We start from the raw sequence: 19,827 nt of genomic DNA, 5'->3' as shown, positions 1-19,827 counted from the left end.
GCTAGCCCGCCTCTCCCAGTTTCGGCGCGGGTCTCGGATCGGCAAGCGGCGTCTCCGAAAAGCGGATCGGCGTGCGGATGCCGGGGATGCCCTCGGCCTCGATCCGCATCCCGCGCGCCTGAACCTGCGGATCGGCGAAGACCTGATCGACGGAGTTGATCGGGCCAGCGGGGACGGTCGCTTGCTCCAGCGCGGCGAGCAGATCGGCACGCGGCCATTGCGCGAGCGCGGGCAGGAGGTCGGCGCGCAGGGCCTCGCGATTGGCCACGCGAGCTTCATTCGTCGCGAAATCGGGGTTGGTGGCAAGGTCGAGGCCCAGCACCTCGCAAAGCCGCTGGAACTGACCGTCATTGCCGACCGCAAGGATCAGATCGCCATCCTTGGCGCTGACCACCTCGTAGGGCGCGATATTGGGATGGGCATTGCCGAGGCGTCGCGGCGCGTTCCCGGTTGCAAGGAAGTTCATCCCCTGATTGGCGAGCACGCCCACCGCACAGTCGAGCAGCGCCATATCGACGAGCTGGCCGCGCTCGGTGCGCGCCCGCGCCGCCAGCGCCGCCTGAATCCCGATCACCGCATAGAGGCCGGTGAAGAGATCGGCGAAGGCCACGCCCACCTTCTGCGGCTGGCCGTCGGGATCGCCGGTCAGGTCCATCCAGCCCGCCATCCCCTGGATCAGGAAGTCATAGCCCGCGCGGGGCGCATAGGGCCCGTCCTGACCGAAGCCGGTGATCGAGCAATAGACGAGGCGGGGATTGATCGCAGAGAGGCTCTCGTAATCGAGGCCGTATTTCTTGAGCCCTCCGAGCTTGAAATTCTCGATCACCACATCGGCGTCTTTCACCAGATCACGCACGATCTGCTGGCCTTCCTCGGTGCGAAAGTCGGCAATGACCGAGCGCTTGCCGCGATTGGTGGCGTGGAAATAGGCGGCCGACCGGCCCTCCGGCCCGTCGCCCTCGCGGGCGATGAAGGGTGGGCCCCAGCGGCGGGTATCGTCGCCTTCGGGGGCCTCGACCTTGATCACCTCTGCGCCGAGATCGGCGAGCACCTGACCGGCCCAGGGACCAGCCAGAATCCGCGCCAGCTCGACGACCTTCACACCTTCGAGCGGGGCCATCAGAAGAAGGCCTGCAGGCCCGTTTGCGCGCGGCCCAGGATCAGCGCGTGGACGTCATGGGTACCCTCGTAGGTGTTGACCGTCTCGAGGTTGACCATGTGGCGGATCACCTGAAACTCGCCCGAGATGCCGTTGCCGCCATGCATGTCGCGGGACATCCGCGCGATATCCAGCGCCTTGCCACAATTGTTGCGCTTGATGAGCGAGATCATCTCGGGGGCGGCATCGGCTGCGTCCATCAGGCGGCCGACTTGCAGTGCCGCCTGCAGGCCCAGCGTGATCTCGGTCTGCATATCGGCGAGCTTCTTCTGGAACAGCTGCGTCTGCGCGAGCGGCTTGTCGAACTGCTTGCGGTCGAGCCCGTATTGGCGCGCTGCGTGCCAGCAGAACTCGGCCGAACCCAGCACTCCCCAGGCGATGCCGTAGCGGGCGCGGTTGAGGCAGCCGAACGGGCCCTTGAGCCCTTCGACATGCGGAAGCAGCGCGTCTTCCCCGACCTCAACGCCCTCCATCACGATCTCGCCGGTGATCGAGGCGCGCAAGGACAGCTTGTTGCCGATCTTCGGCGCGCTCAGCCCCTTCATGCCCTTCTCCAGCACGAAGCCACGGATCTTGCCGCCATGGGCTTCGGATTTCGCCCAGACCACGAAGACATCCGCGATCGGCGAGTTGGTGATCCACATCTTCGAGCCGATGAGGCGATAGCCGGTCGCGGTCTTCTCGGCGCGGGTCTTCATGCCCGCCGGGTCCGAGCCCGCATCGGGTTCGGTCAGGCCGAAACAGCCGATCCATTCACCGGTCGACAGCTTGGGCAGGTATTTCCGGCGCTGCTCTTTCGAGCCATAGGCGTAGATCGGATACATCACGAGGCTGGATTGCACCGACATCATCGAGCGGTAGCCGCTATCGACCCGCTCGATCTCGCGCGCGATCAGGCCGTAGGAGACATAGCCCGCGCCGAGCCCGCCATATTCCTCGGGGATCGTCGCGCCCAAGAGGCCCATCTCGCCCATCTCGCGGAAGATCGCGGGGTCGGTGCTTTCCTCGGCATAGGCGTCGATCACGCGCGGCTGGAGCTTGTCCTGCGCATAGGCGCGGGCCGCATCGCGCAGCATCCGCTCGTCTTCGGTGAGCTGGCTTTCCAGACGCAGCGCGTCATCCCAGGTGAATTTGCCCAGATCGGGGGCGTCCTTGGCTTTGATGGTCGGGCGGTCAGTCATGGCGATCCTCGGGCGTTGAAACTCTTTGGCGGGACTTTAGGGATCGGGGCGCACCGCGCAAACGATTAAATTTGCGATATTGATGAGTTTTGCGCATGTTATTGACTGAGACCAGACGGATAATCCCAGACCATGCGCAAGAACTACACCCCCACGATCAACGAGTTGCAGGCCTTCGCCGCCTGCGCGCGGCTCGGCACGACGACACGGGCTGCGGCAGAGCTGAACCTGACGCAATCGGCGGTGTCGCGCTCGCTCGGGACGCTCGAGGAACGGCTGGGCGTGGCGCTGTTCGACCGGGTCCGCAAGCGACTGGTGCTTTCGCCTGCGGGTCAGGTTTTCCTGGCGCAAGCCGAGGATATTCTGGGCCGGATCGACACGGCGGCGATGGGGGCGATGGCCTTCGGTGGCGCGCAGGCGGTGCTGCGGATGGCGGTGCTGCCGAGCTTTGCGCGCAGCTGGCTGATCCCGCGGCTCGCGGGCTTCGAGGCGGCGCAGCCGCAGGTAAGCCTCGATCTGAGCGCGCGCCTGCTGCCCGTCGATTTCGAGCGTGACCCGTTCGACCTCGCGATCATGCGTTCAAAGCATGAACAGGTTGGCGCGGAGATCGAAAGTCTCGTCGCCGAGGAACTGATCGTGGTGGCCGCGCCGCAGTTGATGGCGGGGCGCGCGGCGCTGGATGACGACGCCGTTCTGGACCTACCGCTGTTGCAGCAATCGACGCGGCCGACGCTCTGGCTCGACTGGTTTCGTGAAAGCGGCCGGGACGCGCGGCGCATCCTGCGCGGGGCGCGCTTCGATCATTTCGACATGATCCTCGATGCGGCGAGCGCGGGGATGGGGCTCGGGCTGGTGCCCGCGATTATCGCGCAAGGGGCGCTGGCCTCGGGGCGGCTGGTGCAGGCCACGCCACGCCGGTTCGCGACCGGCGAAAGCTACGCGCTGATCCTGCCCGAGCGCGCGCGGGAGGCGCCGCATGTGAGCGCCTTCCGCGATTGGCTGCGCGCCGAGATCGGCGCCTAGTCGAAGATGACGACCTGCCGGATCGCCTCGCCCGCTGCGAGCCGCTCGAAGCCCTCGTTGATTTCTTCGAGCTTCAGACGATGGGTCATCAGTTCCGGGATCGGAAGCTGCCCCTGCACCATCATCTGCGCGAAACGCGGAATGTCGCGGACCGGCACACAAGACCCCATGTAAGAGCCCTTCAGCGCGTGCTCGTTCGCAGTGAGCGACACGGCCGGGATCTTGAATTCGGCCTGCGGGTTCGGCAGGCCCGCCGTGACGGTCGTGCCGCCCCGCCGTGTGATCGCATAGGCGAATTGCAGCGCCGGGACCGCACCAGCCAGTTCCACCGCAAGATCGACGCCACCGCCGGTGAGGTCGCGCAGTTTTTGCACCGCACCCTCTTCGGTCGGGTTGATGGCATGGGTCGCGCCAAGTTTCAGAGCGAGGTCGCGCTTGTCCTTGGCCAGATCGACGGCAACCACCGTGCGCGCTCCCGCTGCGATCGCGCCCAAGAGCCCCGCCAGGCCCACACCGCCCAGCCCCACGACCGCGCAGCTTTGCCCGGTCTTGAGCCCACCCGAGTTCAGCACAGCACCAACCCCCGTCAGCACCGCGCAACCCAGAAGGGCGGCCTGATCAAGCGGGATGGATTTGTCGATCTTCACGCAGGAGGCCTCGGACACCACGGCGTAATCGGAAAAGGCCGAGACGCCGATATGGTGGTTCACAGGATTGCCCCCGACCGAGATGCGTTTCGATCCTGTGATGAGCGCGCCTTTACCGGCGGCGACGGCGGCAGGCTCGCACAGCGCGGGGCGGCCTTCAGCGCAGGGTACGCAATGGCCGCAGGAGGGTGCGAAAACCAGAACGACGTGATCGCCGGGCGCGAAACGGGTGACATAGGGGCCGACCGCCTCGACCACGCCTGCCGCCTCATGGCCCAACGCCACGGGCATGTCGCGCGGGCGATCACCGTTGATCACCGAGAGGTCGGAATGGCACAGGCCCGCCGCGGCCATCTTGATCAGCAGCTCGCCCGGACCGGGATCGTCCAATTCGGCCTCCACGATTTCCAGCGGCTTGCTGTCGGTATAGGGGCGCGCCTTGCCCATCTCGCGCAAGAGTGCGATCCGCGTCTTCATCTCCGGCTCCTCCCAAAGCGGTTTCGCGCAGCTTGGGAAAGTTCGCCGGAAGTGTCCATGCCTCCTGTCGGAGAGAGTCAGCCGATCACGGTAAAGGGATCGGTGAGCGGGTATTCCTCGAGGTTCGCGGTGTCCCCGATCCGGTCGATGACGGCGAAGAGGCCGGGTGCGACCAGCGGGGTCAGTACACCGTGCCATGTGCCGCGATGCAGGTTGATCGCCTGCGCTCCATTGGTGAGAAAGGCCCGAGGCTGCCCCGGTTTGCCGTCCTCATCGGGGGCGACAATGACGAGAAACGGATCGGCGCTCATCGGGATGAAGGCCTGAGAGCCCTCGGGATGGCGCTCGAGCAGATCGCAGAGATAGGGCAGCGCGCGAGGCTCGGCCTTGAAGATCGAGATCCCGGCGCGGCCCCCGGTCTCAGGGCCGAAATCGAGGCACGCCCGGTCGTGGTAACGCCCACAGAGCCCGGCATTGATGATCTTGTCGGGCGCACCGGTTGCGTCGAGCACATCGCCGAAGGGGGCGAAGGCCTGAGGCGTGAGGGGGTCTACTTTGATCTGCATCGCGTGCCTTCGGTTTCGGGCGGGGCAAGGGGGGCGCTGCCCCCTCGGGCTTGCGCCCTCACCCCCGGGATATTTGGGCCAACTCGAAGGGGAGGCTCAGCCCGGGAAGGGCGAGCCGAGCTTCGGATGGCGGTTCACATCCTTGTAAAGCAGGTAGCGGAACGGCCGGCGGCCTGCGGCGTAGCAGGCTTGCGGGCAAAACGCGCGCAGCCACATGAAATCGCCCTCTTCGACCTCGATCCAGTCCTGGTTGAGCAGGTAGACGCCGCGGCCTTGCAGCACGTAGATGCCGTGTTCCATCACGTGGGTTTCCGCGAAGGGGATCGTGCCGCCCGGCATGAAGGTGACGATATTCACATGCATGTCGTGGCGCAGATCATCGGGATCGACGAAGCGCGAGGTCGACCAGTAGCCCGAGGTATTGGGCATTTCCTGCGGCGGCTTCTCATGATCGGCGGTGACGAAGCTGTCGGGCGCGTCGATACCCGCCACGCGCTCGTAGCGCTTGCGGACCCAGATGAAGGTCGCGGGGGTGTCATGGTCATTTGCGACCGACCATTTCGCACCGGGCGCGAGATAGGCGTATCCGCCCGGCTCCAACTCGTTGCCGATGCCATTGATCACGAGGCGCATGTGGCCTGCAAGCAGCAAGATCACGCCCTCGCCGTCCGGATCGGGTTCGGGATCCTCCGAACCGCCGCCCGGAGCGACCTCAACGATCAGCTCGGCGAAGGTCTCGGCAAATCCCGACAGCGGGCGGGCAAGCACCCAGGCGCGGGTCTTCTCCCAGCCGGGCAACAGCGAGATGGTGATATCGGAGAGAACCCCGCGCGGAATCACCGCATAGGAGGTGTTGAACTGGGCGCGCTCACGGGCACGCTGGTTCTGGTCGGGCAGGCCTCCGGTGGGAGCGTAATATGTGTATTCCATCAAAGATCCATGGCGTTCAGGCGATGCCACGCGATCCGCTCGACCTGGCGACAGGCCTCGGCGAATTCCGTGTCGCGGTCCTGATCCAGACGGCGGCGGAAGGCGTGGAGGATTGATGCCTTCGTATTGTCTTTTACCGCGATGATGAAGGGGAAACCGAATTTTTCGGTGTAGGCCGTGTTGAGACCCTCGAAGGTGGCCCGTTCTTCATCGGTCAGCGCATCGAGCCCCGCGCTCGCCTGCTCGGCGGTGCTCTCGGCGGTGAGGCGTTTTGCCTGCGCGAGCTTGCCCGCGAGATCAGGGTGGGCGGAAAGCACGCCGAGGCGTTCGGCCTCGCTGGCCGAGCGGAAGACGCGCGCGAGCGCGGAGGCCATGCCCTCGACCGCGTCATGGGCCAGGCCGAGCTCGAGATCGAAGGCGCGCTGAGCGATCCACGGAGAGTGCTCGTAGATTGACCCGAAGACCTCGACGAAACGGTCGCGGCTCATCTGGCTCGGACGTTCGCGCCGCCTGTGGGGATGGGTCGCGGCCCAATGCGCGGCGATCTCGCCACGGGTCGCGAACCAGACGCCTTCATGCGAAAGAGCGTAATCGAGGAAGCGTTTCAGTCCTGCAACCTTGCCGGGCCGTCCGATCAGGCGATTATGCAGGCCGACCGAGAACATCTTCGGCGCGCCTTCCAACCCCTCGGCATAGAGTGTGTCGAAGCTGTCCTTGAGATAAGTGAAGAACTGCTCGCCCTCGATATAGCCCGGTGCCGTGGCGAAACGCATGTCGTTGGCTTCGAGCGTGTAGGGGATCACCAGCTGGTCGCGATCGCCGACTTCGAGCCAGTAGGGAAGATCGTCATCATAGGTGTCCGAGATCCAGTCGAACCCGCCCTCTTCGGCGGTCAGGCGCACGGTGTTGGCAGAACAACGACCGGTGTACCAGCCGCGTGGTCGCTCACCGACGACCTCGGTGTGCAGGCGGATCGCCTCGACGATCTGGCGGCGCTCGTCCTCTTCGGCCATGTCCTTATGCTCGACCCATTTGAGGCCGTGAGACGCGATCTCCCAGCCCGCCTCCTTCATGGCCGCGACCTGTTCGGGGGCGCGGGCGAGCGCGGTGGCGACGCCATAGATGGTCAGCGGTACGTTCAGCCCGGTGAAGAGCCGGTGCAGCCGCCAGAACCCGGCGCGCGCGCCGTATTCGTAAATCGATTCCATGTTCCAGTGGCGCTGGCCGGGCCATTGCGCCGCGCCCGCAATATCCGACAGGAACGCCTCCGAGGCGGCATCCCCGTGCAGGACGCAATTCTCGCCGCCCTCTTCGAAATTGAGCACCATCGAGATCGCGACACGTGCACCGCCGGGCCATCGCGGATCGGGAGTGGTGCGGCCATAGCCGCGCAGATCGCGGGGGTAGCGGGTCATCGGGAGGCTCCAATTCTGTCGAACATCGACAGGAAAGAGCAAAATTCAGGAAAGGGAAAGGGGGACTGACCTATCCGGCCTCTCTCAAACCGCGGCAATAGTCGCCTGTACCGCCTTCTGCCACGCACCGTAACGCGCTTCACGCGCGGCCTCCTCCATCTGCGGGGTGAAGTTACGGTCGAGCGCCCAGGAGGTCGCGAACTCGTCGGGTTCGGGGCAGAGACCCGCCTTGTAGCCCGCGAGCCAGGCCGCGCCGAGCGCCGTTGTCTCGAGAACCTTCGGGCGATCCACGGGCGCACCGAGAATATCCGACAGGAACTGCATCGCCCAGTCCGACGCCGTCATGCCGCCATCGACACGCAAGGTTGGCCGCGCATCGTCGGACCAGTCGGCCTGCATCGCCTCCAGCAAATCGCGGGTCTGGAAACCGACCGATTCAAGCGCTGCACGGGCAAACTCGGCGGGGCCGGAATTGCGGGTCAGGCCGAAGACCGCTCCACGGCAATCGGGGTTCCAATAAGGCGCGCCGAGGCCGGTAAAGGCGGGCACGATGATCACCTCCTGCTCGGGGTCGGCGGCTTCCGCGAGGCTTTGCGTGTCGCCCGCCGACTCGATGATCTTCAGCCCGTCGCGCAACCATTGCACCACCGCGCCCGCAATGAAGATCGAGCCTTCGAGCGCGTAGGTGACCTTGCCGTCGAGCTGATAGGCGATGGTCGTCAGAAGCCGGTTTTCCGAGCGCACCATCTGATCGCCCGTGTTGAGCAGTGCGAAACAGCCCGTGCCATAGGTCGATTTCAGCATCCCCGGCTTGAAACAGGCCTGCCCCACGGTCGCGGCCTGCTGATCGCCCGCGACGCCGAGGATCGGGATTTCGACGCCGAAGTGGCCGGGGTCGGTCACACCGAACTCGGCGGCGCAGTCCTTGACCTCGGGCAGCATCCCAATCGGCACGCCGAGCTTTTCCGCGATGGTCGTCGACCAGCGCCCCTTGGCGATGTCGTAAAGCATCGTGCGTGCGGCGTTGGTGGCGTCGGTCGCATGTGCCTTGCCGCCGGTTAGCTTCCAGATCAGCCAGCTGTCGATCGTGCCGAAGGCGAGCTTGCCCGCCTCGGCGGCCTCACGCGCGCCCTCGACGTTTTCCAGAAGCCAGCGCAGCTTGGTGGCCGAGAAATAGGGATCGACCAGAAGGCCGGTGCGAGATGTGACCACCTCTTCGAATCCGTCTTCGCGCAGGTCGCGACAATAGTTGGCGGTGCGTCGATCCTGCCAGACGATGGCGTTATGGATCGGCTGGCCCGTCTCGCGGTCCCAGACGACGGTCGTCTCGCGCTGATTGGTGATGCCGATCCCGGCGATATCGGACGCCGCGATCCCGGCCGTCTCGATTGCCTCGCGCGAGGTCGCCAGCACGCTCTCCCAGATCTCGGTCGCGTCGTGTTCGACCCAACCGGAATGCGGGAAATGCTGTGTGAATTCCTGTTGCGCGGAGGCGAGAGGCGTCAGAGCGGCATCAAACACGATCGCGCGCGAGGACGTGGTGCCCTGATCGATTGCCAGAATATACCCCATGCGCTCCTCCCCCTTGCCGTGTCAGCCCGCGTGCTCCTCCAGCCACGCGGAGACAGAGTTGACCTGATCGGCGTCAAGCCGCAAGCCCAGCTTCGTGCGCCGCCAGATCACGTCCTCGACCTTACGCGCCCATTCCTCGTCCACCAGCCAGCGCAGCTCGGTCTCGGTCAGCGTCGCGCCGAAATCTCGGCCCAGATCGTCACGGGTCTTGGCCGCACCAAGGATAGCCCAAGCATCGGTGCCGTAATGGCGGATCATTCGCTCCGCCCATTTGCGATCCACGAAGGGGTAGTCCTGCGAAAGCTTGGCGATCTTCGCGCCGACCTCCTCGGGCGCGAAATCGCCGCCCGGCAGATGCGCGTCTTTCGTCCACGGTCCGCCCATTCCCGGCAGGTGCGGACGGAGCTTGGCCAGCGCATCCTCGGCCAGACGCCGATAGGTCGTGATCTTGCCGCCGAAGACATGCAGCGCCGCGGGCTGACCTGCGGGCGCGTCGAGCGAAAGCACATATTCGCGCGTCGCCGCCGTGGCCGAACTCGCCCCGTCTTCATAGAGCGGGCGCACGCCGGAATAGGTCCAGACGACATCGTCGGCCGTGACCTCTTCCTTGAAATATTGCGAGGCGAAATCGCACAGGTAATCGCGTTCTTCTTCGGTGCATTCGGCAGTCAGCGGCGAGCCCTCATGCGCGGCCTCGGTCGTGCCGATCAGGGTGAAGTCCTGCTCGTAGGGAATGGCAAAGATGATCCGCCCGTCCGAGCCCTGGAAGAAATAGCATTTGTCGTGATCGTAGAGCTTGCGGGTCACGATGTGGCTGCCGCGCACGAGGCGGACATGCTCACGGCTGGCGCTGCCCATCGTACCTTTCAAAATCTGCTCGACCCAGGGGCCGCCCGCATTGACCACCGCGCGGGCGAGATGCTCCTCGCGCCCGTTCGGGCCTTCGGTTGTGACGATCCAGTGGCCGCCGTCGCGGCGAGCCTCGATCACCTTGGTGCGCACCCGAATATCGGCACCGCGCGCCTCGGCATCGCGCGCGTTTAGCACCACAAGCCGCGCATCCTGCACCCAGCCATCCGAATATTCGAACGCATGCACGAACTCGTCCTTGAGCGGCGCGCCCTCGGGGCTGCCCCGCAGATCAAGCCGTTTCGTTCCCGGCAGCAGGTGCTGCCCGCCCAAGTGATCGTAGAGAAACAGGCCCGAGCGGATCATCCAGGACGGGCGCTTGCCCTTCATCCAGGGCATCACGGTCGAAAGCATCTTGGATACGGGTGTATCGCTCTCGAAGCGCATATTGGCGCTGTAGGGCAAAACGAAACGCATCGGCCAGGAGATATGCGGCATTGCGCGGATCAGCACCTCGCGCTCGCTGAGCGCCTCGCGTACAAGGTTGATCTCGAGATATTCGAGATAACGCAGCCCACCGTGGAAAAGCTTGGTCGAGGCCGAGGACGTCGCCTGCGCCAGATCGCCCATCTCGGCCAGCCTCACCCGCAAGCCGCGGCCCGCCGCGTCGCGCGCGATCCCGCAACCGTTCACGCCCCCGCCGATCACGAAGAGGTCCACCGCGTCCGTTCTTGCCGTCATCTTTCCGTCTCCTGCATGCCCTAGCAAAGGGATGCGACTCGTTCGTCAATGTTCGCTTTCTCTAATATAGAAAATTTTCGCGCATTTTCGAGCGAATTTCGCGCAACGTTTCGATGACAGTCACGCGACGAAAACGACCGCCATACCCTTGGCGGCCGTTCGTCTCGACGCTGGAGCCGGAGAGGTCGCGCGTCAAGCGCGCGAGGCCTTCATCATCCAGATTTCCTTCTCGTGCCATTCCAGCCGATCGGTGAGTACGCCCGCCGAGACCTCGTCGCCCGCCTCCTGCGCGGTGGTGATCGCGTCGCGCAACTTCGCGGCCAGCGCGCCATGCGCCGAGATCAGCGCATCGACCATCGCCTCGGCCGATTGGGCACGCGCGGGGGCATCCCCGGCCAGCGTCGTCAGCTCCGAGAGCGTGCCCGGCGCATAGGCCCCGAGGCAGCGGATCCGCTCGGCAATCTCGTCGAGCGCTTCCCAGAGATTTTGATATTGCTCTTCAAAGAGCGTGTGGAACTGGCGGAATTGCGGCCCCTCGACATTCCAGTGATAGCCGTGGGTCTGGACATAAAGGCCGAAGGTCTGGCCCAGAATATTGGTCATGCTGTCGATATTGGCTTGCTGGCTCATGGCGTGCTTCTCCTTGGGCGGACTAGACCCCGGCGGCGTACCGCCGGGGTGTTCGGATCAGATCTGACGGGTCGAAAAGTACCAGTCGACCGTGTTGTAGCCCTCACCGGCGCGGGCTTGCGCGGCTTCCGGCGTGGCCGGCGTCGGGACGATCACTTCGTCACCCGGCTTCCAGTTCTCCGGCATCGCGCATTTGTGCTCTTCGGCAGTCTGGAGCGCGACCAGGAGACGGTAGATCTCGTCGATCGAACGGCCCGCGACCATCGGGTAGTAGACCATGGCGCGCAGCACGCCGTTGGGGTCGATGATGAAGGTTGCGCGCACCGCCGAGGTGTCCGACGCGCCCGGCTGGATCATGCCGTAAGCCTGCGCCACGGTCATCGAGAGGTCGGCGATGATCGGGAATTTGATCTCGGTCCCGAACTTCTCCTTGATGTTGAGCATCCAGGCGATGTGCGAGTAGTGGCTGTCGATCGAGAGCCCCAGCAGCTCGGTATTGCGCGCTTCGAATTCGTCCTGCTTCTTCGCGAAGGCGATGAATTCGGTGGTGCAGACCGGCGTGAAGTCGGCCGGGTGCGAGAACAGGATCAGCCACTTGCCCTTGTAGTCCTCGAGGGTCTTCTGGCCATGGGTCGTGGGCGCGTCGAAAGCCGGTGCGGGGGCATTCAGCTGCGGCATTTTGGGTTGGGTCACTTCGGTCATGTTCGTCTCCATCTGTCTTGCGCGTTTCGTGTTCGCTGTTTCGATGAGAGAGATTTAGAGCATGGCCAGTGATAGCTGAAATTGATTATAATGATCTCTGTTATAGAGGTTTTCGATAATGCTTCCGCTCCTCACTCTGCGCCAGCTGCGCTTTCTCACGGCCATCGCCGACGAGCTGAATTTCTCCCGTGCCGCCGAAAGCTGCTTCGTGACCCAGCCCACTTTGTCGGCCGGGCTCAAGGAGCTTGAAGACCGGTTGGGCGTGCAGCTGGCCGAGCGCACCAAGCGGTCGGTCCTCCTGACGCCGATCGGGGCCGAGATTGCCGAACGGGCGCGCGCTGTGCTGCTCGCCGCGCGCGAGATCGAGGATCTGGCAGCAACACAACGCGCGCCCGAAGGCGGCGATCTGCGGCTCGGAGCGATCCCGACGATCGGGCCTTACCTCATCCCGCGGGCGCTCCCCGAGATCCGCCAGCGCTTCCCCGATCTGCGGCTCCTTCTACGCGAAGAGATGACCGAGACCCTGCTTGACGGGCTGCAAACCGGACGACTCGATCTGATCCTCTTCGCAAAACCCTTCGACATCCCCGGCATCGAGGTGATGGAGCTGTTCGACGACGGCTATCACCTCGCCGCGCCACCCGGCAGCTTCGGCCCCTCACCCGTCAGCGGCGATCAGCTTGACGGTGCGCGGCTGATGCTGCTCGAGAAGGGGCACTGTCTGCAACGCCACGCGCTCTCGGCCTTTCCCGATCGCGACATCGAGCAGGATGACAGTTTCTCCGCGACCTCGCTTGCCACGCTGATCTCGATGGTGAGCGAGGGGCTGGGCATCACGCTGCTGCCCAATCTCGCGCTCGATGCGGGAGTCATCGGCGGGCAGGAGATCGCCATTGCGCCCCTGACCGATGCCTGCCCGCGCCGGGTCGTGCTCGGATGGCGCGGCACCTCGGCCAGGGCGCCTCTCTTTCGCGAGCTGGGCGATCTGCTGCGCCGTACCCGCGCGGGGATGTGATCAGGGAATGACACGGGGTTGAAACCGGCCCGGAAACCTCCAGCGAAGGGGTGGATTTCCGCCCACCGGTCGCGATCGAGAAACGCCGCAAACCGGCATCGTTCAGAAGAAGGGGGGGCCGAATCGATCCAGCCCGCGGCAGAGGAAATCCGTCCGATTCTCCCCTCGCTCGCCCCGGTTCTCTCTCGACTCGGCAAGCGCCCTGCAATCAGGTCGAACCAGAAAAGCTCGTTTCGAGCCGGATGCCATGTCGGGATTTTCAAATATAAAACCAAAGACTTGTCGAAAAGCCTCGCGGCCATCGTCTGTCGACAGCCTCAAAAAATCCTTCAGCGAAATGTGCCGCGCGAGCCGAAAAAGCTGCGCGTAGCTTCGCGCTCATGTCATGCTGGCCCCGCACCAATCACGTCCTTGTGACTTTCGGGGGAACGGGAATGATCATCGATGACGCGACGATGCTGTGCATCGGCCTGCCCACCGGTGTTCGCGCGGAGATCCTTCCTTATGGCGCGACACTGCACAGCCTCAAAGTGCCCGATAGAGCGGGCACGCTGAAAAATGTGCTCGTCGGCCTGCCCAATCCCGCCGCATATCAGCGACAGCGCAGCTTTCGTGGTGCAACGATCGGACGTTTCGCCAATCGCATAACCGGAGCGCGTTTCACGCTCGACGGTGAGCACTACGAGTTGAGTGCAAACGAGTCCTCCAACTGTCTGCATGGCGGCGCAGACGGATTCGACCGCCGCAAGTGGGAAGTTGTCGCGCATTGGATGAGCGCGCTCACGCTTCGGCTTGAAAGCCCCGACGGCGATCAGGGCTTTCCGGGTGAATTGAGCATCGAGGCCGATTTCGCGCTAACCCCGCCGGCGACACTGAGCATCACCTATCGTGCGACGGTGACGCGCGCCTGCCCGGTCTCGATCACTTCGCATGGGTTCTACAACCTCGCGGACGGAGGGCAGATCGGCGATCACCTGCTGCAAATTTCTGCGCAGCATTATTTGCCGGTCGACGACGCACGACTTCCCGAAAGCACACCGCAAACAGTCTCGGGAACAGAGTTCGATTTTCGCGAAGAGCGCCCTTTGCTGCACGGCGAGAGGACCGGTTACGATCATTGCTTCTGCCTTGAGCCGAGCGAGAGCCTGCGCGAAGTCGCGGTGCTATACGCTCCGGAAACCGGGCGCGAGATGAGGGTGTCGAGCGATCAACCCGGCTTGCAGCTCTACACCGATGCGCAATCCGGCATGCCGTCCGGTGTTTGCCTCGAACCGCAATCCTGGCCTGACGCGCCGAACCATCCGGATTTCCCGAATGCGATCCTTCGCCCCGGGGAGGCCTATTTGAACCGGATGAGGTTCGCGTTTTCGACGCGCGAAAAGTAATCGCCTATTTTCTGAATTTTCCTGAAAAAGGAAAAACAACCTGCGTGGGGCGGGTGATCAGAGGCTCGTCCAGCTTTCTCCCGGGCTGGGACGTCGGCTCTGGCCACGGAGCGCGAATGACACGGCCATCTGGATGCGCTTGCTGGCCCTGCTGGCACTTGCGCTCTACATGGCGCGCAAGGCCAACCACATGGCCGACAGATCAATCCCGGAGGAGCCCATGCCGCAGATCACTCTCAACCGTCGTTCTCTGGGCATTGGCCCCGAGGTCTCCGAGTTGTGCCTCGGGACGATGATGTTCGGCGCGCAAACCGAGCCCGCGATGGCCGAAGACATGATCGCGCGCTTCGCCGAGGCCGGCGGCCGTTTCATCGACACCGCCGATGTGTATGCCGACGGGCGCAGTGAAGAAATCGTCGGGCGTGCCATCGCTGCCCGACGCGACGATTGGTTCCTTGCGACCAAGGTGGGCAACAAGCTGGCCGGGCAGCCCGATAGCGGCGGGCTGTCGGGGCGCTGGATCGCCGAGGGGCTCAAGCGCAGCCTCGACCGGCTCGGCACAGAGACGATCGACCTCTACTATCTGCATCGCGACGACGAGACGACACCGCTCGAAGAGGTGATCGAGGCGCTGGGGCTGGCGCTCGAAGACGGCAAGATCCGTCACTGGGGCTTTTCCAATTTCCGCGCGTGGAAAATCGCCGAGATGATCCGCATCGCCGACCGGCTGGGCGTGGCGCGTCCGCTCGCGGCGCAGCCCTATTATCATGCGCTCTATCGTCTGGCCGAGATCGACTACCTGCCCGCCTGTGCGCATTTCGGCATCGGCGTCGTACCCTATTCGCCGCTCGCGCGAGGGGTGCTGACCGGCAAATATGTCGGCGGCGTTCCCGAAGGCTCGCGCGCGGCCCGCGGGGATCGGCGCATCACCGAGACAGAGTTCCGCCCCGACCTTCTCGCCGCCGCCGAGCGCGTCGATGCCCATGCCCGCGCGAGCGGCCGCCGCACCGCCGATCTCGCGGTCCGCTGGGTTCTGGAAAACCGGATCGTGTCGAGCGTGCTGATCGGGCCGAAGTCGCCCGAGCAGCTTGAAGGCTATCTGAGCGGGCCCGGCACCGACTACACCGCCGAGGACGAAACTTTCATCGAGGGCATCGTGCCTGTGGGGGCGGTGGTGGGGAATTATGCCGACCCGGCCTATCCGTTCCGCGGAAGAGTCACGCCGTTGCGCGACGCTTGAACCCGCTCAGTCGCGCGGGGCCGCGGCACGCCGCAGACGATCGTTGATGGCGCGGCCCAATCCGGTTTCGGGGATCGGCGCGAAGGCCAGCGTGGCCGCCCCGCGCCTGCGCGCCAGCGCATCGCCCTCGCGCAGCATCGCGAAGAGGTTGGACGCCGCCTCGGTCAGGTCGCCGGCGGGCGAGAGATTCAGGTCGGCCCCCGCGCAATCCGCGCCAAAGCCGATCCAGATCTCGTCCGGGCGTGGCTGCACTGCCTCCAATCGCACCGCCGCCCCGGGCGCGTAATGGGATTTCAGCTGCCCCGGCGCGTTGGGCTTCGACGCATCGCCGCCGATCGGCAAGGGCGCGCCCAGCACCGCTTCCAGCTCCTCCGCCGCAATTCCGCCGGGCCGCAGCAGCGCGGGCGGATCGAGCGAGAGGATCGTCGATTCGACGCCTACCTCGCAGGGCCCGCCATCGAGCACCGCCGCGATCTTGCCCGACAACCCGTCGAGCACATGCTGCGCCGTGGTCGGGCTGATCTTGCCGGACGGGTTCGCCGAGGGCGCCGCAATCGGCCCGCCGAACGCCTTCAGGAGCGCGCGCGCGACCGGATGCGCGGGCAGACGGATCGCCACCGTGTCATGACCGGCCGTCACCAGCTCCGAGAGGCCCGAATCCGCGCGCAACGGCAGCACCAGGGTCAACGGCCCCGGCCAGAACCGCTCCGCGATCGCGCGCGCGGCGTCCGAGACGACCGCGATCTCCTCGACCGCCTCAAGCGAGGGGAGATGCACGATCAACGGATTGAAGCGCGGCCGACCCTTCGCGGCAAAGATCTCGGCAACGGCGCGATCGTTGCGCGCATCGCCTGCAAGCCCGTAAACCGTCTCTGTCGGCATTGCGACAAGCGCGCCTGCGCGCAGCAGCTCCGCGGCCCTGGCGAAGCCCGTCGTATCGGGGGCAAGGAGAAGGGTTTCGGTGCTCATGCAGTCGTGACGCAGCGTTGGAGTTGAAGGGGGCTGCCCTTGCGGTAGGGTAAAATCAACCTGACAGGACATAGACGCGTCGGCTGCAATTGCCAAGCCGCCCGGAGGAGACCCATGAGCTACCGTTCCCCCGTTAACGACATCCGTTTCATTCTCGATCATGTCGTCCCGCTCGCCCCCGTGGCCGAGACCGAAATGTTCGCCGAGGCGACCCCCGACATGGTCGAGGCGATCCTGACCGAGGGCGGCAAGCTCTGCGACGAGGTGATCGCGCCCACGAACCGTGGCGGCGACCTGACGCCGACGAAGCTCGAGAATGGTGTCGTGCGCTCGGCGCCAGGCTTCAAGGAAGCCCTTCAGGCGCTGGCCGAGGGTGGCTGGGTCGGCATCGCGGCCGATCCCGAATATGGCGGGATGGGCCTGCCGCAGGCGATCAACGTGGGCTTCAACGACATGCTTTCGGGCGCGAACCTGTCGCTCCAGCTCAACCCGCTGCTGACGCAGGGCCAGATCGAGGCGCTCGAGCATCACGCCTCCGACGAGATCAAGGCGCTCTACCTGCCCAAGCTGATCTCGGGCGAATGGTCGGGCACGATGAACCTGACCGAGCCGCAGGCGGGCTCGGATGTGGGCGCGCTGCGCACCAAAGCCGAACCCAATGGCGACGGCACCTATGCGATCACCGGGCAGAAAATTTTCATCACCTGGGGCGATTCCGATGTGGTGAGCAATGTCTGCCATCTGGTGCTCGCGCGCCTGCCCGATGCGGCACCGGGCACGAAGGGGATCAGCCTCTTCATGGTGCCGAAGTTCCTTCCCGACGAGAACGGCAATCCGGGCGTCGCGAACTCGCTCAAGGTGGTCTCGCTCGAGCACAAGCTGGGCATCCACGGCTCGCCCACCTGCGTGATGAGCTATGAGGGCGCGACCGGCTGGATGGTCGGCGGCGAGCACAAGGGCATGGCAGCGATGTTCACGATGATGAACAATGCGCGGCTGAACGTGGGCGCACAGGGGATCGGCGTGGCCGAGGCCGCTTATCAGAAGGCGCTCGAATACGCCAAGGACCGCGTGCAGTTCACCCCGATCGTCGAACATGCCGACGTGCGCCGGATGTTGACCGAGATGAAGGCCGAGATCTTCGCGGCGCGCTCGATCGCGCTGGCCTGCGGCGTGGCGATCGACATGGGTCGGGCAACCGGCAAGGAGAGCTGGCAGGCGCGCGCCGCCCTTCTGACCCCGATCGCGAAGGCCTATGGCACCGATATGGGCATCCGGGTGACCAACACCGGCGTCCAGATCCACGGCGGCATGGGCTATATCGAGGAAACGGGCGCGGCCCAGTTCGCCCGCGATGTGCGCATCACCGCGATCTACGAAGGCACGAACGGCATCCAGGCGATGGATCTCGTGGGCCGCAAGATGATGGATGACGGCGCGGCGGCCTTCCGCCTCCTGCAAGAGATCGAGGACGAGGCGCGCGGCGCGCGCGAGGCCTTCCCCGTTCTGGCCGAGGATGTCTGGCAGGCGGCCGAGGCGCTGCGCGAGCATACCGAATGGTTGATCGGCCAAGGCATGCAGGACCGCTTCGCGGGCGCCGTGCCCTATCTCGACGCCTTCGCGCGCGTGCTGGGGGGCTATTACCACCTCCGCGCGGCGATGGCCGAGGGCCGCAATTCCGCGCGCGGCCATCTCGCGGCCGTTTACATCCGCCGCCTGATGCCGATCTACGCGGCCTCGCTTGCCGAGGCGAAGGAAGGGGCCGAGGGGCTCTACGCGCTGTCGGTCGAAGACCTCGAGGCATGAGGGGCGAGAGCGCCGGCATTCGCTACCCCTGGGCGGACCCGCCCGGGACCGGCGAGGCGATCGAGGTGGCACCGGGCGTACTCTGGCTGCGCCTGCCGCTGCCGATGGCGCTCGATCACGTCAATTGCTTCGCGCTTGAGGAGGGCGATGGCTGGACGCTGGTCGATCCCGGCATCGACACGCGCAAATGCCGCGCGGCGCTGCAAAGCGCGATGGACGGGCCGCTTGCGGGCAAGCCCGTCACCCGCGTTCTGGTGACGCATTACCATCCCGACCATATCGGGCTTGCGGGCTGGCTTCAGTCCCAGGGTGCGGAGTTGATCACGACCCGCACCTCTTGGCTGTTCGCGCGGATGCTGCAACTCGACCCGCAGGATCAGCCCGTGGCGGAAACGCTCGCCTATTATCGCGCGGCGGGGATGGACCCTGCACTGCTGGAGAAGCGCGCCAATGAGCGCCCTTTCAACTTCGCCGATTGCGTGCACCCGCTGCCGCTCGGCTTCACCCGGATCAGCGAGGGCGACGAGATCACGCTGGGCGGGCGGCGCTGGGTCGTGCGCATGGGCGACGGGCACGCGCCGGAACACGCGACGCTGTGGAGTCTCGATGACGATCTCGTTCTGGGTGGCGATCAGCTCCTGCCCTCGATCTCGGCCAATCTGGGTGTCTATGCGACCGAACCCGAGGCCGATCCGCTGAGCGACTGGCTGACTTCCTGCGCGCGCTTCGCCGAGCTCGCGGAGGATCGCCACCTCGTCCTGCCGGGCCACAAATTGCCCTTCACAGGGCTGCCCTTGCGACTGCGCCAGATGATCGAGAACCACGAGGGCGCGCTCAAACGCCTGCGCAAGCATCTCGCGGCACCGCGCACCGCTTGCGACTGCTTCCCGCCGCTTTTCAAGCGCCAGATCGACGAGGGGACGTATGGCCTCGCGATGGTCGAGGCGATGGCGCATCTCAATCATCTTTGGCACAAAGGAGAGATCAGCCGCACTCTGCGTGAGGACGGCGCCTGGATCTGGAGCCTGAGATGACCGAGATACGCACCACCGCCGAAGCGCAGGAAGAAGCCGCCCTGCCGCGTGCGAAAGTGGTGCATACGGCGGCCGATGCGCCCGAGACGGCCGAGGTCAAACCCCTTCCGCCCGAACTCACCCGCGAGCCGCCCGAAGACAAGAGCCCTGCGCAATGGGCCTATGAGCGCGTGTTGCTCTATATTCAGAACTTCGAGGAGCAGCTCAAGGAAGACGAGGAAGTCGTGCTCGGCCTGACCGGCGGCGAGGCCGGGGTGCTCCAGATCGAGGGGATCGGCTTTTTCGATCCCGACATCCTGACCTTCTACGGCACCGACGAATATGGCGCGCGCACGCAGCTCATCCAGCATGTGAACCAGCTCAACGTGATGCTGATTGCCCAACCGAAACTGCCCGAGGACGAGGCTCCGCGCCGGATCGGCTTCCGTCTCGCACGTGCTTTGGAAGAAGAAGGGCCTTCAGGCAAACAGGACAGGTGACAGGCGC

Annotated in this window: 18 protein-coding genes; 7 read left to right on the top strand and 11 right to left on the bottom strand. The window is 65.1% G+C overall.

Annotated elements, in window-relative coordinates:
- Position 1 precedes the first annotated feature (1 nt).
- Entirely contained in the window at positions 2–1,120 is a 1,119-nt protein-coding gene (locus tag BMI90_RS10375; protein ID WP_078529119.1) for a CaiB/BaiF CoA-transferase family protein, read from the bottom strand.
- Positions 1,120–2,340, bottom strand: coding sequence for an acyl-CoA dehydrogenase (locus BMI90_RS10370; RefSeq protein WP_078529118.1), 1,221 nt, complete (start codon positions 2,338–2,340; stop codon positions 1,120–1,122). Before BMI90_RS10370 ends, BMI90_RS10375 begins: the two co-directional genes overlap by 1 nt.
- A gap of 132 nt (positions 2,341–2,472) precedes the next feature.
- On the opposite strand from BMI90_RS10370, the gene BMI90_RS10365 reads away from it, so the two are divergent.
- Entirely contained in the window at positions 2,473–3,363 is an 891-nt protein-coding gene (locus BMI90_RS10365; RefSeq protein ID WP_078529116.1) for a LysR substrate-binding domain-containing protein, read from the top strand.
- Here BMI90_RS10365 and BMI90_RS10360 read toward each other — a convergent pair.
- The 8 genes from BMI90_RS10360 to BMI90_RS10325 all read right to left on the bottom strand — a co-directional run bounded on the left by BMI90_RS10360 (position 3,360) and on the right by BMI90_RS10325 (position 11,892).
- Positions 3,360–4,487 (bottom strand): zinc-dependent alcohol dehydrogenase family protein, encoded by a 1,128-nt coding sequence (locus BMI90_RS10360; RefSeq protein ID WP_078529114.1) that lies wholly within the window; start codon positions 4,485–4,487, stop codon positions 3,360–3,362. The genes BMI90_RS10365 and BMI90_RS10360 overlap by 4 nt on opposite strands.
- Positions 4,488–4,564: 77 nt before the next feature.
- Positions 4,565–5,053, bottom strand: coding sequence for an ureidoglycolate lyase (locus BMI90_RS10355; protein WP_078529112.1), 489 nt, complete (start codon positions 5,051–5,053; stop codon positions 4,565–4,567).
- 96 nt (positions 5,054–5,149) lie between these two features.
- On the bottom strand, positions 5,150–5,986 hold the full coding sequence (locus tag BMI90_RS10350) for a bifunctional allantoicase/(S)-ureidoglycine aminohydrolase (RefSeq protein ID WP_245795050.1): 837 nt from the start codon (positions 5,984–5,986) through the stop codon (positions 5,150–5,152).
- A complete protein-coding gene (puuE, locus tag BMI90_RS10345) occupies positions 5,983–7,398 on the bottom strand; it encodes an allantoinase PuuE (protein WP_078529108.1) in 1,416 nt (471 codons plus the stop codon). The genes BMI90_RS10350 and puuE overlap by 4 nt, the downstream gene beginning before the upstream one ends.
- A gap of 84 nt (positions 7,399–7,482) precedes the next feature.
- Positions 7,483–8,970 carry a glycerol kinase GlpK gene (glpK, locus tag BMI90_RS10340; RefSeq protein WP_078529106.1) on the bottom strand — a complete coding sequence of 496 codons (1,488 nt, stop codon included), beginning with the start codon at positions 8,968–8,970 and terminating at the stop codon, positions 7,483–7,485.
- Positions 8,971–8,991: 21 nt separating this feature from the next.
- The gene (gene glpD / locus BMI90_RS10335; protein ID WP_078529104.1) at positions 8,992–10,560 is read right to left on the bottom strand and encodes a glycerol-3-phosphate dehydrogenase; all 1,569 of its coding nucleotides are present in this window, start codon (positions 10,558–10,560) and stop codon (positions 8,992–8,994) included.
- Positions 10,561–10,752: 192 nt separating this feature from the next.
- Positions 10,753–11,190, bottom strand: coding sequence for a DNA starvation/stationary phase protection protein (locus tag BMI90_RS10330; RefSeq protein WP_078529102.1), 438 nt, complete (start codon positions 11,188–11,190; stop codon positions 10,753–10,755).
- Positions 11,191–11,247: 57 nt separating this feature from the next.
- A complete protein-coding gene (locus BMI90_RS10325; protein WP_078529100.1) occupies positions 11,248–11,892 on the bottom strand; it encodes a peroxiredoxin in 645 nt (214 codons plus the stop codon).
- 118 nt (positions 11,893–12,010) lie between these two features.
- Here BMI90_RS10325 and BMI90_RS10320 point away from each other — a divergent pair, with 118 nt between their 5' ends.
- From BMI90_RS10320 to BMI90_RS10310, 3 genes are all read left to right on the top strand, one after another.
- Positions 12,011–12,907, top strand: a complete 897-nt coding sequence (locus BMI90_RS10320) for a hydrogen peroxide-inducible genes activator (protein ID WP_078529098.1) — start codon at positions 12,011–12,013, stop codon at positions 12,905–12,907.
- A 434-nt stretch (positions 12,908–13,341) separates the two neighbouring features.
- Entirely contained in the window at positions 13,342–14,292 is a 951-nt protein-coding gene (locus BMI90_RS10315; RefSeq protein WP_168172754.1) for an aldose epimerase family protein, read from the top strand.
- Positions 14,293–14,425: 133 nt separating this feature from the next.
- The gene (locus BMI90_RS10310) at positions 14,426–15,532 is read left to right on the top strand and encodes an aldo/keto reductase (RefSeq protein WP_210401939.1); all 1,107 of its coding nucleotides are present in this window, start codon (positions 14,426–14,428) and stop codon (positions 15,530–15,532) included.
- A gap of 6 nt (positions 15,533–15,538) precedes the next feature.
- Here BMI90_RS10310 and BMI90_RS10305 read toward each other — a convergent pair whose 3' ends face one another.
- Positions 15,539–16,501, bottom strand: coding sequence for an L-threonylcarbamoyladenylate synthase (locus BMI90_RS10305; RefSeq protein WP_078529094.1), 963 nt, complete (start codon positions 16,499–16,501; stop codon positions 15,539–15,541).
- A 114-nt stretch (positions 16,502–16,615) separates the two neighbouring features.
- On the opposite strand from BMI90_RS10305, the gene BMI90_RS10300 reads away from it, so the two are divergent.
- From BMI90_RS10300 to BMI90_RS10290, 3 genes are read left to right on the top strand one after another with little or no spacing between them, the layout of a single operon-like run.
- Positions 16,616–18,307, top strand: coding sequence for an acyl-CoA dehydrogenase (locus BMI90_RS10300; RefSeq protein WP_078529092.1), 1,692 nt, complete (start codon positions 16,616–16,618; stop codon positions 18,305–18,307).
- Positions 18,304–19,341, top strand: coding sequence for an MBL fold metallo-hydrolase (locus BMI90_RS10295; protein ID WP_078529090.1), 1,038 nt, complete (start codon positions 18,304–18,306; stop codon positions 19,339–19,341). The genes BMI90_RS10300 and BMI90_RS10295 overlap by 4 nt, the downstream gene beginning before the upstream one ends.
- Entirely contained in the window at positions 19,338–19,820 is a 483-nt protein-coding gene (locus tag BMI90_RS10290; RefSeq protein ID WP_078529088.1) for a DUF6173 family protein, read from the top strand. Before BMI90_RS10295 ends, BMI90_RS10290 begins: the two co-directional genes overlap by 4 nt.
- Positions 19,821–19,827: the final 7 nt, after the last annotated feature.

The sequence above is a fragment of the Thioclava sp. L04-15 genome (assembly GCF_002020275.1).
GTDB classification, from domain to species: Bacteria; Pseudomonadota; Alphaproteobacteria; order Rhodobacterales; family Rhodobacteraceae; genus Thioclava; species Thioclava marina.
The sequence above is the reverse complement of the archived record's forward strand: the minus strand, read 5'-3'. Positions and strand labels throughout refer to the sequence as shown.